This window comes from Cellulomonas timonensis, from assembly GCF_900046455.1.
In the GTDB taxonomy this organism is placed as follows: Bacteria; Actinomycetota; Actinomycetes; order Actinomycetales; family Cellulomonadaceae; genus Cellulomonas_A; species Cellulomonas_A timonensis.
Genome location: NZ_FCOT01000011.1, coordinates 137,557 through 149,611 on the forward strand (window position 1 = coordinate 137,557; position 12,055 = coordinate 149,611).

Consider the following 12,055-nt stretch of genomic DNA (forward strand, 5'->3'; position numbering starts at 1 on the left):
GTGTCAGTGAGAGAGGACGTCGACGCGAGGCGTCCACACGCGCATCGTGGACTTGCCGCGGTTGGCCCACCGGAAGTACGGCACGAGGGTCAGGTCCGTCGCCGTCGAGGAGGCCGGCGGCGCCTGCTCCCCATACGGCCACGTCGCGGCCGAGACGGCATGGGCGACGCCCTTGACCGTCACCGGCGTCACGCCGTCGATTCCCACGGACGCGGTGCTGTCCACCGGCGCGTGCGCGACGTCGATGGCGACGAGGTCCAGGTCCAGGCCCGGCTGGTCGACCGACTCGATCGCGTACACCAGCGGCCCCCGCTCCACGGCCACGCAGCCACGCACGTGGTCGATGCGGGGGTCGGGGTGCACGAACCGCGGGCTGACGTCGAGCTCGAGGCGCACCTCGTCGCCCACCGCCCACGCGCGGCTGATCGTGACCTCGCCGTGTGGGACGGCGCGCGCCTCGCCATCGACGATCAGCGTCGAGGCGCGGGACCATGCCGGCACCCGCAGGCTGAGGTCCCACTCGCCGCCGTCCGTCTCGTCGACGCAGACGGTGATCGCCCCGTCATGGGGGTAGGAGGTCGTGACGGACAGTCGCACCCGGCGGCCTGCGCCGAACGTCGTCTCGAGGGAGCCCTCGGCGTACTGGTGCAGGTGGACCCCCGTGGCGTCGACGGAGGCCACGTACGCGCTCAGGCTGGACATCAGGCGGGCGATGTTCGTGGGGCAGCAGGACGTCGTGAACCAGGGGGCCCGGGTGCCGTCGGTGCGCCGCAGGCTCGGGACACCCGGCTCGGGGTCGATGCCCGGCGCACGGCGCTGCAGCGCGTTGACGTAGAAGAAGCTGCGACCGTCGACCGACGGCGACGACACCACGGAGTTGTAGAGCGTCCGCTCAATCACGTCGGCGTACCGAGCGTCGCCGGTAGCTAGCAGCAAGCGCCACGCGACGTGCACCGAGGCGACCGAGGCGCACGTCTCGGCGTACGCGCGCTCGCTCGGCAGCTCGAAGTCGTCGCCGTAGGTCTCGCCGTGATGGTTCGATCCCATGGCGCCGGTCAGGTAGGTGCGACGCTCCAGGGTGCGGTCGTACTGGGCCCTCACCGCCGTGAACAGCTCGTCGTCGCCCGTCTCGACGGCCACGTCGAGCGCGCCGGCCGCGAGGTAGAGGGCGCGCACGGAGTGGCCCACGAGCACCTCGGCTGTGCGGACTGGCTCATTGTCCTGGTAGTAGTCGCGCCCCTTGTACATCGTGTCGGCGAGGATCTGATGGCCGCGCCGCTCGACGAACAACGCCGCCTGGTCGAGGTAGCGGCGCTCCCCCGTGGCCCGGTACAGCTCGACGAGCGCCGTCTCGATCTCCGGGTGCCCGCAGAGGCTCTCGTGCCGGCCCGGCCCGAACTGGTCGCAGATGTGGTCGGCCAATCGGCGGGCCACGTCGACCAGCACCTCGGGGCCGTCGGTCCGCATCACCGCGACAGCCGCCTGCAGCAGGTGGCCCGCGCAGTAGAGCTCATGGCCCCACTCCATGTCGGAGTACCTCTCGGGCCCTCCGTCGTAGCCGTAGAACGTGTTGAGGTAGCCGTCCTCGGCCTGGACGCGGGCCAGCAGGTCGGCGTGCTCCGCCAGCCGGGCGACGAGATCGGGGGCGGCCTCGCGGGCGTTCTCCCAGGCCATCGCCTCCATCGTCTTGTAGAGCTCGGAGTCGGTGAAGAGCCGGCCCACGCGCTCCGTCGCGAGTGTGCCGCGCTCGGCCGCGCGGAAGTTCCCCACCCAGCCGACCCGCTCCAGCGACTCGTCGCAGTGCGGGATGATTGCGTCCCGGTTGAGCCGCTGGAAGTCGGCCCAGAACCCGGAGGTGATCCTGTAGTCGGTCAACGAGATCGGCGCCTGGGCGCCATGCCCGGGCGAGCTGGGCCGGGGCGCCACGGGGGCGACGTGCTGCGTGGTCATCGGGGAACTCCTTCGTTCGAGGCGGGTCAGCCGCGGACCGCGCCGGCCGTGAAGCCACGCACGTAGTGCCGCTGGAGCAGGGTGAACATGAGCAGGCAGGGGATCGCCGCGACGACGATGCCGGCCTGCAGCGCGCCGAGGTCGACGGTTCCCATCTCCCCGCTGCGCAGGCTGACCAGGGCGATCGGCAACGTGAAGTTGCGGCCCTCGGTCAGGAAGATCAGTGGGGTGAGGAACTCGTTCCATGAGGCGAGGAAGGCGAACATCCCCACCGTGACCATCGCCGGGGTGACAGCGGGCAGGAGCACCCGCCGCAGGGCGCCCAGGTTGCCGCAGCCGTCGAGCAGCGCGGCCTCCTCCAACTCCTTGGGGAGGGCCTCGAACGCGTTGCGCATCATGAACAGGCCGAACGGGAGCTGGAACATCACCAGCACCAGCGCGACGCTGACGAGCGAGTTCTGCAGGCCGACCCAGTTGAGCATCGTGTACAGCGGAACCAGGATCGTCGGGTGCGGCACCATGAGGATGGCCAGCGCCCCGATGAACAGCAGGTTCTTGCCCGGGAACTGGAACCTGGCCAGCGCGTAGCCGCCGAGGACTGTGACGAGCAGCGTGCCGATCACCGTCAGCACGGTGACGACCGAGGTGTTCCAGGTGTACCGGCCCAGGCCCGCGCCGTACTCGGCCAGGCGGATGTAGTTGTCCGGGCCGAACCCGCCCTTCCCGCCTGTGGCCCGGGGGCCGTGCACCGACGAGTAGAACGACCAGACCAGGGGGCTGAGGAAGAGCACCGCGAGCACCACGTTGGTGCTGTAGAAGCTCACCCCCCGCAGCCTCTTCACCAGGTTGCCTGTCATGCCCGGGGCCCTCACTTCTTGTCCTTGTCACGGAAGGCGTACATCTGCCCGAGGTTGATCGCGACGAGGGCCACGAGGATGACCATCGCGATGGCGGCCGCGCTCCCCAGGTCGAACAGGGTGAAGGCCTCGCGGAACATCGCGATCACCATCGTCACGGTGCTGTTGCTGGGGCCGCCCGCGGTGAGCACGTAGAACGGCTCGAAGGCCAGCAGGGACCCTGTGACGCTCAGGACGAGCACCAGCAGGATCGTCGGCTTGAGCAGCGGCAGGGTGATCAGCCGCAGGGTCTGCCACCAGCTCGCGCCGTCCATCCGGGAGGCCTCGTACACCTCGACGGGAATGGCTTGCAGGCCGGTGAGCAGGACGATCATGTAGAAGCCCGCGAACCGCCACGTCACCATGAGCACGGTGGAGGCGAAGGCCGCATTCGGCGTGCCGAGGAAGTCAGCGTCACCGCTGATGAGGCCCAGCGCGCGCAGCACGTCGTCGAGCGGGCCGTAGTCGTTGTTGTACATCGCGTAGAAGAGCAGCGCGGAGGACGCAACGCCCACGGCGGCGGGCAGCAGGAAGGCCGTGCGGAACAGCCCGACGCCGGGTCGGGTGCTCTGCACGAGCAGCGCCAACCCGAGCGCCACCGCCAAGAAGATCACCGTGACCACGGCGGTGTACTTGAGCGTGAAGAGCACGGAGTCCATGAACAGCTTGTTGTTGCTGATCGCCACGTAGTTGTCGGGGGCGTTGAAGCTCGGGTCGCCGATCAGCGGCCAGTCGTTCAGCGACATCCAGGCGGCCAGGACGAGCGGCACGATGAACAGGACCACGACGAACAAGATCGCGGGCAGCGAGAACAGAAGCCCTGATGTCGCCTCGGTCCTCGCCCGTCTACGCGCGCCGTCCGATCGCCTTGATCGTGGGGCCGACGTGATGGTCGACATGGTCCGTTCTCCTCGCGGTGAGGTGGGCCCGGGTTGCCCGGGCGGGGCGTTGGCTGGGCGCGCGGGGCGCCCCGTGGGGTCCCGCCCGTCCGGGTGCGGACGGGCGGGACCGTCGGACGGCGCGGAGCCGCCCTCCTGGTGGGTCAGCCGCCGAGCGAGCTGGTGATCGCGTCGTTGCCCGCGTCGAGGGCGGTCTTCGCGTCCGCGCCGAACATCGCGTCACGCAGGACGGCGAGTGCCGGGCCGTTCGGGTCGTTGAACGTCTGGCCGTAGTTGAGCGCCTTGGGCGTGTCGCCCAGGCCGACGAGCTCGTTGAGGCGCACGACGCGCGGGTCGGCCTGGGCGAACTCGTTCTCGGCCAGGTCGCTACGGACGGTGAGCTGGTTCATCTGGGCGTAGACGCCGACCTGGGCCTCCTCGCTCAGCGTCCAGGACAGGAACTCCCAGGCCGCGTCCACGTCGCCGCAGGAGACGGTGATCCCGATGGAGTCGCCGCCCACGTAGCCGCTGACACCGCCGCCGACGCCGGGGATGCCCTGCACCCCGATCTTGAGCCCGTCGGTCTCGGGGACCGTCTGGACCACCGAGTTGCTCGCGAGCACGTAGCCGACCTTGCCCGATCCGAACACCTCGTTGCGCGTGGCGCCGCTCTCGTTCCGGACGCTCGCGGGAGAGGCCCCGGTGCTGAACATCTTGTTGAAGACGTCGAAGACGGCGACCGACTCCTTCGAGTTGAGGAGCGACTCGGTCCCATCCGCCGAGATCGCCTGGCCGCCCGATGCCCAGATCGCCGGGAAGTGCGTGAAGGAAATGGAGCCGGCGTTGTTGCCGGTGTAGTAGAGCCCGTCGATGTCGTCGCCGAGCGCCGCGACCTTCGCCGCGTTCTCGGCGAGCTCCTCGAGGCTGCCCAACTCCTTGGCGGGGTCGATCCCCGCCTGCTCCAGGAGCACGTCGTTCTGGAAGATCGCCGAGACGGACACGTTGTGCGGCACGCCGTAGACGGCGTCCCCGTCGCTCGAGAGCCTGATGTGCCCCTGGGCGAGCGTGTCAGCGAAGCCGAGGGCCTCGATGCGCTCGGCGATGTCGACGTAGAGGTTCTTGTCGAGGAAGTTCGGCATGTAGATGACGTCGGACGCCATCAAGCACGGCAGGTCGTTGGAGCCGGCGGCGACGCCGACCTTCTGGAGGTAGTTGTCGGTGGGGACCACCGTGAGCTCGACCTTGCGGTCGTTCTCTGCGTTCCAGGCGTCGACGAGGGCTTGGCTCTGCGATGCCGTGGCTGCGCGCGCCCACATGGTGATGGGCTGCTGCGCGCCTCCCGTCGGAGTCTCTGAGGACTCGGCGGGGTCGGCGCTGCAGGCGGTCAGCGCGAGTGCGCCGAGCATCAGGCCCACCAGGTAGGTGCTGGGCCTGCGGGAAGGGTTACGCATCACGTCTCCGGTCCTCCGACGCGGCGACGTTGCCGGGTCGGGTCGCTGTGAGGCCGTCGCTTCGACATTGACGGCGAGTGGCCTCGGTCTGGCTGGTGAAGGTTTGCGGTTACTGCTGAGCGGTGACAGGAACGTACCTCTCATCTGATGAGTTGGGCAAGCACCATTGCCCTCGGTGTTCGCTTCTTCGAGCGAGAAGCGCGGAATAATGGGGATCTGCCGCGCGATCCCTCCGAAAACTCCGGATATGCGCCAGCAAACTCACCAGATGAATTGCGTGAGCGAGCGCTTCACATGCGACGAGAGGTCTGCCATGCTTCGCGTCATGGGCACCGTGGATCTTGAGGCCGAGCCAGGCGACGGCGGCGGCGACGGCGACGGCACACCGACGCGCGCCACCGGCGCCCGCGGACGCGACCGGCTCGCGACCGACACCGTGGTGCGGCATCTCGAGCAGATCATCTTCGGCGGCGAGGTCGAGCCCGGCGACTCGCTGCCCTCAGAGAGCGAGCTCTCCGCGGACCTCGGCGTCAGCCGACTCACCGTGCGCGAGGGCGTGCGGACGCTCCAGGCCCGCGCGCTGATCGAGGTCAGTCACGGCCGACGCCCCGTGGTGGCCCACCCCAACGCGGCGCCGCTCCATGACTTCTTCTCAGCGGCAGTGCGGCGCGACCCGCGCGGCCTCCTCGAGCTGCTAGAGGTCCGGCTCGCCATCGAGGTTCACACCGCCCAGCTCGCCGCACGGAACGCCACTCGGGCCGACATCTCCGCGCTCGAGGCAGCCCTGGAGGGCATGCGCCTCGGCGTTGACGACGAGGTGGCCTTCAACGCCGCAGACGTCCGCTTCCACGCGGCCATCGCCGCCGCCAGCGGGAACCGGATGCTCAGCTTCATCGTCGAGGGGATGGAGGAGCCCCTCCACACCAGCCGCATCGCGAGTATCCGCGGCTACCGGGCGCAATCCGCTGACCTCGGCGCGCTCATCCAACTGCACCAGGCGATCTTCGACTGCATCTCCGAGCGCGACACCGCAGGCGCCGCGGCGAGCATGCGCAAACACTTGATCGGCACGCGCAACGACCTGCGGGCCGCGTTCGCGCTCCAGCCGACGCCGATGGGACTGACCGACCCCTCGTGACCTGCCGGCGCTTGCGGACGTTCTGGGCGCGCCACCATTGACCCGGGCCAGGCCGTCGAAGTGTGCGTGCTCGCCGTGCTGGCCGAGGGACCCACCTACGGCTACACGATCACCGCGCGGCTCGCGCACCTCGACGTCCACCTCCGCTGATCGAGAGATGAGCCCGCGCCGGGGTTCACCCGGATGCCTCGGCCCAGTTCCTTGTCGCACGTCTCCGCAGCTGATGAGCTCACACCGTGAGCCCACGTCCCCGCACCGGCGGCCCCAGAGCATTGCGGTGAGCCGGTCCATCTGGAGCTGCCACTCCCGCGTCGCAGCCACGCCTGAGGACAGCTTGTACGGCGACGTCTTCGGCGGGCGGTACGAGTACGACTCCCATGTCATCAACCACCGCCAGGTCTCGGTGGGTGACTTGTTGGTGATCCGCGACCGCCACCTCATCCACGGGTACGGCGTCGTGGAGGACATCGCCATCCGGCCGGAAATCAAGCTCATGCAGCGATGTGTGAACGCGGAGTGCCGGTCGGCGGCGATTCAGCCCCGGAAGTCGCGCCTCCCCCGATTCCGCTGCAATGACTGCCACGCGGAGTTCGACGAGCCGGTCATCGAAGAGAAGGACGTCACGCTCTACTCGGCCTCGTACGAGACGTGGTGGCTGCCATTCGCGTCACCGGCACCCGTGCGCGCGCTCGACGGTGTCTACGCGGGACGTGACCGGCAGAACGCGATCCGCCGGCTCGACACGGCAGAGGCGCATGCAATGCTCCGGTTCCATGCCGGCCTCGACGCGGAGTTGCACCTGCAGCTCCTCGACCGGGCACAGCCCATCGTGGGTGGTCACGTCGACGCCTTGGTCAAGCGGCGAATCGGGCAGCAGCGCTTCCGCGAGCGCCTGCTCGACCGTTACGGGGCGACGTGCGCGGTGACGGGCAGCCAGCCGGATGCCGTGCTCGACGCCGCGCACCTCTACACGTATGCCGAGCGCCCGGTGCATGAGGAGGACGGCGGCCTGCTGCTCCGCGCCGACGTGCACCGGATGTTCGACCGTCTCCTGATCACCTTCGATCCGGCGACGTGGCGCTCCCGCGTGGCTCCCGGGCTCCTTGCCCGGCATGACCGGCTTCAGGTGATGGAAGACCAGCCCATCGTGGTGCCGGATCGGCTCCGGCCCTCCGTAGCGCTCGTCGAGCGGCATCATCGTGCCGCACGGGAGCGGTGGCGCGAGGACCGCTGACAGGGCGCAGGCGCAGTCCGGCGCCGAGGTCTCATGCGAAGGCGGCCACTCCGAGGATGGTCAGCGCGATGGACACCCAGGCGGCGGCTGGGATCCGCTCGGTCGTCGTCCAGGACCGCACCAGTGCGACGGTGGAGACGAGGAGCGCGACGCAGCCCGTGACGAGCGCGGTGGGCGCAACGCCAGGGCGGTACGAGGTCCAGGCCGCCAGCACCAAGAGCAGGCCGCCGAGGTCGCAGAAGAACGCGGCGGTCCGCCAGCGTTTGCCTCGGGTCGATGACCCCTTCACCGAGTTGATGTACTCCAGCGTCTGAGGCGTCGGAAGAGGAAGCGGGCCGACCGGACCTGACATGCTCACCCCCGAGGCGCATGCGTTCGTCGCTGACATCGAGCCTAATTCCGCTCGAGGACTGTCGTCCAGGGGGCCTAGAGCACCGGCAGGTACTCGAAGCGCTCCACGTGGGCGGTGGTCGACGTCGGGCGGGCGTTGCTGGTGGCGAAGACGCCGAGCCACAGCCCCAGGAACCCGCCGGTGGCGACGCTGTCGAGGGTGCGGCCGTCGGCCACGGCGACGGTGACGGGCTCCTCGCCGGGGGCGCCGACGAGGAGGCGGTAGTCCTGGCCGCGTGCGCTGACGGTCAGGGTGACGGGGCCCTGGTCGTCGAGCAGCCGCGCCTCGCCGAGCACGGTGTCGACGCCGCCCTGCCGGTGGACGGCGACGACTCGCCGGGCGCCGCCGGCGGCGGGGGCGTCGCGGGTGACGAACACCCGGACGTGGTCCTGCTCGGACTGCCGCACGGTGAGCCCGACGTCCTCGCCGACGCCAAGGTCGGCCTGAAAAGTGACGCGCACGTCGACGTCCATGTGCTGCTGCCGCACGCCGAGGAACGCGGGGGCGCCCGTGTCGGCGAGGGTGTCGGGTCGCAGCGGGAGGTCCCACCCGTCGCCGCGCGGGGTCGCGAGCTCTGCGGGGAGATGGCGCAGCGCCGTCCAGCGCGGGTCGTCGGGGCGGATGACGCCGCTCTCGTGGCCCTGGGCGATGCCGGGCTGCGCGTCCCCACGGGTCGGCACCTCGATCTGCGACGGGACGCGACCCTGCCCGGGGGCGAACACCGGCCACCCGTCTTCCCAGGTCACGGGCACCAGGAACGTCTCACGCCCGAGGTTGTAGTGGTAGCCGCCGTAGGGGCGCATGGCGAGCAGCACGGCCCACCAGGCGCCGTCGGCGTCCTGCACAAGGTCGGCGTGGCCGACGCCGACGACGTCGACCCCACGGCCCAGGTGCCGGTGCGTGAGGATCGGGTTGCCCTTGTTGCCGACGTAGGGGCCGGTGACGGACTCGGCGCGCGCCACGGAGATGGCGTGGTGGATCTCGGTGCCGCCCTCGGCGGCGAGCAGGTAGTAGGCGCCGTCCACCTTGTACAGGTGCGGCCCCTCCGCCCACACGGCGCCACGCACGGCGCCCGTCCACAGGATGTGCTCGGGCCCGGTCAGGGCCTTGGTCTGCGGGTCGAGCTCGCGCAGCCACACCTCGGTCTGGTGGAACCACTCGGGGTCGCGGGCCAGGCGCGTGCCATGCACCCACACCCGGCCGTCGTCGTCGAAAAAGATCGACGGGTCGATGCCGTCCACGTCGAGCCACACCGGGTCGGACCACGGCCCGGCAGGGTCCGTCGCCGTCATCAGGAAGTTCCCGCCACGCGACTCGTCCCGCTGGTCCACCAGCGTGCAGACCAGCCAGAACACCCCGTCGTGGTGCCGCAGCGTCGGGGCGTACAGCCCGCCCGACGACGCGATGCCGCTGTAGTCGAGCTGTCCGGCGCGGTCCACGACGTGGCCGATCTGCTCCCAGTGCGCCAGGTCCTTGCTGCGGAACACGGGCAGCCCGGGGAGGTACTCGAACGTCGAGGTCACCAGGTAGAAGTCGTCGCCGACCCGGCAGATCGACGGGTCCGGGTAGCAGCCGGGCAGCACCGGGTTCCGCACCACAGTCATGCCGTCACAACCTCCACATCGACGATGCGCGCGTCGGCGATCGTCACCGGGTGCACGTCGCCGACGATGCGGACCGTCGCGCGCGGGGTCGCGGCGCCGGGGATCTCCGTCTTCTCGATCGGCTTCTCGCTGACGATCGCGCCGCCCGTGGACTCCTCGACGGCGACGTCCGCCGCGGAGGCCGCCGCGTGCGAGCCGACCCACACCTCGACGTCGCCGGGCTCGACGACCTTGACCATGCGGCGGTCGGTGAACGCGAATCGGGTGGTGGGCACGCTGAACGTCACGCGCGCGGACTCGCCGGCCGCGAGCTCGACGCGCGTGTAGCCGAGGAGCTGGACGACCGGACGGGCGATCGAGCCCAGCACGTCATGCCCGTACAGCTGCACGACGTCCGATCCGGCCACCGAGCCGGTGTTGGACACCGTCACCGACGCTGCGAACGTGCCGTCGGACACGACCTCGCCGTCGACGGCCAGGTCGGAGTACTGGAACGACGTGTACGACAGGCCGAAGCCGAAGGGCCGCAACGGCGTCGGGTCGGTGGCCGTCACGTCGGACGGGCCGCCCAGGATCGGGTGCAGGTAGGAGTACGGCTGCGCGCCCGTGGAGCGCGGCATCGACACGGGCAGGCGCCCGGACGGGTTGACGGCGCCGGTGACGACGTCGGCGATGGCCAGGCCACCGCCCTCGCCGGGGAAGAACGCCTGCAGCACGGCGGCCGGGCGGGGCTGGTCGCCGTCGAGCGCCCAGCCGATGGCGTACGGGCGGCCGGTGAGCAGCACCATCACCACGGGCTTGCCGGTGGCGACCAGCGCCTCGACGAGCTCGCGCTGCACACCCGGCAGCTCGAGCGACTCCGAGTCGTTGCCCTCGCCCACGGTGCCGCGCCCGAACAGCCCGGCCTGGTCGCCGACCACCACGACCGTCACATCGGACCTCTGCGCGGCGTCGATCGCCGCCTGGAATCCGGAGGTGTCGGCGCCCTCGACGGTGCAGCCCTCGGCGAAGACGACCTCCGGCTGCGCGATCCCGGCGCCCGCGAAGGCGCCGCCCTGGAACGCCTCGAGCACCGTCGGGATGGAGAACCCGATCTCGTGGTCCGGGTACTGCCCGAGCACGTGGTTCGCGAACGAGTAGCAGCCCTGCAGGGCCTCGCTGCGATGGGCGTTGGGGCCGACGACCGCGACGCGCAGCGGCGCCGACTCCCGCCGGTTCAGGGGCAGCACGCCGTCGTTCGCGACCAGCACCACGGACTCCTCCGCGAGTCGGCGCGCGATGGCCTGGTGTCGCGGGGAGTCGAGGTCGATCTGCGTGGGGGGCTCGTCCTCGAACGCGTCGGCGTCGAGCAGGCCCAGCTCCTCCTTCTGCCGCAGCGCGCGCAGCACGGCCCGGTCCACGTAGGCCTCGTCGAACTCGCCGGCGCGGATGCGCTCCGCGAGCGGCTCGAGGTACGCGTCGCCGGTGGGCAGCTCGATGTCGATGCCGGCCTCGAGCGCCTGCGCGGCGGCCTCCCCGCGATCGGCGGCGATGGCGTGCATGACCTGCAGGAACGCGACGGCGAAGTAGTCAGCGACCACGACCCCGTCGAAGCCGAGCCGGCCGCGCAAGATGTCGGTGAGGTACTCGGCGCTGGACGCGATGGGCACGCCGTCCACGTCGGTGTACGAGTTCATGACGGACTTCGCGCCGCCGTCGACGATCGCCATCTCGAAGGGAGGCATGAGGATGTCGGCGATCTCACGGGGCCCGGCGGACACGGGCGCGTGGTTGCGGCCGGCCTTCGAGTCGGAGTAGCCGATGAAGTGCTTCAGGGTGGCGTGCACGCCGGACTCCTGGAGGCCGCGCACGTAGGCGGTGCCCACCGTGCCGACCAGGTAGGGGTCCTCGCCGATGCACTCCTCCACCCGGCCCCAGCGGGGGTCGCGGACCACGTCGAGCACCGGGGCCAGGCCCTGGTGGACGCCGAGCTGGCGCATGGACTCGCCGATCACCGCGCCCATCTCGTAGACGAGCTCGGGGTCGAACGCCGCGCCCCACGCGAGGGGCGTCGGGAAGGTCGCCGCCTTCCACGCGGCGAGGCCCGTCAGGCACTCCTCGTGGACCAGCGCGGGGATACCCAGGCGGGTCTCGCGCTTGAGCCGGCGCTGCTCGTTCCACAGCCAGGCCGCGCGCTCGACGGGCTCCACCGGGCGGGTGCCGTAGACCCGCGTGTAGTGGCCGAGCCCATGCTCGGTGATCTCGGCGACCGCGTCGGAGCCCTTCTGGCTGGCCCCCATCTCGCCCTGCATCGGGGCCACCACGTTGCCACCCTGGTCGAGCCAGTAGCCCACGATCTGGGCGAGCTTCTCCTCGAGGGTCATCTGGGCGTGCAGGGCGCGCACGCGCTCCGACACCTCGGGCATCGACGGGATGGATGCGGGGTTCGCGGTCACGGGGTCACTCCTAGTTACGCGGGTGTCATCGGGCAGCCCTGCCGCGAGGCTGCGGCAGGGCTGCCGAGGTGGTGCAGG

Annotated in this window: 9 protein-coding genes; 2 read left to right on the forward strand and 7 right to left on the reverse strand. The window is 70.5% G+C overall.

Features of this window, described 5'->3' with window-relative positions:
* Positions 1 to 3 precede the first annotated feature (3 nt).
* The 4 genes from BN3788_RS06175 to BN3788_RS06190 form a co-directional block, all read right to left on the reverse strand.
* Positions 4 to 1,950, reverse strand: a complete 1,947-nt coding sequence (locus BN3788_RS06175) for a glycoside hydrolase family 127 protein (protein ID WP_066583117.1) — start codon at positions 1,948 to 1,950, stop codon at positions 4 to 6.
* 26 nt (positions 1,951 to 1,976) lie between these two features.
* The gene (locus BN3788_RS06180) at positions 1,977 to 2,807 is read right to left on the reverse strand and encodes a carbohydrate ABC transporter permease (protein WP_066583120.1); all 831 of its coding nucleotides are present in this window, start codon (positions 2,805 to 2,807) and stop codon (positions 1,977 to 1,979) included.
* Between the two features lie 11 nt (positions 2,808 to 2,818).
* On the reverse strand, positions 2,819 to 3,631 hold the full coding sequence (locus tag BN3788_RS06185) for a carbohydrate ABC transporter permease (protein ID WP_234346513.1): 813 nt from the start codon (positions 3,629 to 3,631) through the stop codon (positions 2,819 to 2,821).
* Positions 3,632 to 3,888: 257 nt separating this feature from the next.
* A complete protein-coding gene (locus BN3788_RS06190) occupies positions 3,889 to 5,175 on the reverse strand; it encodes an extracellular solute-binding protein (RefSeq protein WP_234346552.1) in 1,287 nt (428 codons plus the stop codon).
* A 325-nt stretch (positions 5,176 to 5,500) separates the two neighbouring features.
* On the opposite strand from BN3788_RS06190, the gene BN3788_RS06195 reads away from it, so the two are divergent.
* Together BN3788_RS06195 and BN3788_RS06200 are read left to right on the forward strand one after the other, a co-directional pair.
* Entirely contained in the window at positions 5,501 to 6,313 is an 813-nt protein-coding gene (locus tag BN3788_RS06195; protein ID WP_159066861.1) for a FadR/GntR family transcriptional regulator, read from the forward strand.
* 418 nt (positions 6,314 to 6,731) lie between these two features.
* Positions 6,732 to 7,547, forward strand: coding sequence for an HNH endonuclease (locus BN3788_RS06200; RefSeq protein WP_159066862.1), 816 nt, complete (start codon positions 6,732 to 6,734; stop codon positions 7,545 to 7,547).
* Between the two features lie 31 nt (positions 7,548 to 7,578).
* Here BN3788_RS06200 and BN3788_RS06205 read toward each other — a convergent pair whose 3' ends face one another.
* From BN3788_RS06205 to BN3788_RS06215, 3 genes are all read right to left on the reverse strand, one after another.
* Positions 7,579 to 7,836 (reverse strand): hypothetical protein, encoded by a 258-nt coding sequence (locus tag BN3788_RS06205; protein ID WP_066583135.1) that lies wholly within the window; start codon positions 7,834 to 7,836, stop codon positions 7,579 to 7,581.
* 137 nt (positions 7,837 to 7,973) lie between these two features.
* Positions 7,974 to 9,542, reverse strand: a complete 1,569-nt coding sequence (locus BN3788_RS06210; RefSeq protein WP_066583138.1) for a glycoside hydrolase family 43 protein — start codon at positions 9,540 to 9,542, stop codon at positions 7,974 to 7,976.
* Positions 9,539 to 11,947 carry a beta-xylosidase/alpha-l-arabinosidase gene (locus tag BN3788_RS06215; RefSeq protein ID WP_082812722.1) on the reverse strand — a complete coding sequence of 803 codons (2,409 nt, stop codon included), beginning with the start codon at positions 11,945 to 11,947 and terminating at the stop codon, positions 9,539 to 9,541. The genes BN3788_RS06210 and BN3788_RS06215 overlap by 4 nt, the downstream gene beginning before the upstream one ends.
* Positions 11,948 to 12,055 lie beyond the last annotated feature (108 nt).

Bases quoted from the DNA above. Each gene is read 5' to 3' on its own strand.
- BN3788_RS06175 (WP_066583117.1), bottom strand. From the start codon at position 1,950: ATGACCACGCAGCACGTCGCCCCCGTGGCGCCCCGGCCCAGCTCGCCC.
- BN3788_RS06180 (WP_066583120.1), bottom strand. From the start codon at position 2,807: ATGACAGGCAACCTGGTGAAGAGGCTGCGGGGGGTGAGCTTCTACAGC.
- BN3788_RS06190 (WP_234346552.1), bottom strand. From the start codon at position 5,175: ATGCGTAACCCTTCCCGCAGGCCCAGCACCTACCTGGTGGGCCTGATG.
- BN3788_RS06195 (WP_159066861.1), top strand. From the start codon at position 5,501: ATGGGCACCGTGGATCTTGAGGCCGAGCCAGGCGACGGCGGCGGCGAC.
- BN3788_RS06210 (WP_066583138.1), bottom strand. From the start codon at position 9,542: ATGACTGTGGTGCGGAACCCGGTGCTGCCCGGCTGCTACCCGGACCCG.
- BN3788_RS06215 (WP_082812722.1), bottom strand. From the start codon at position 11,947: ATGCCCGAGGTGTCGGAGCGCGTGCGCGCCCTGCACGCCCAGATGACC.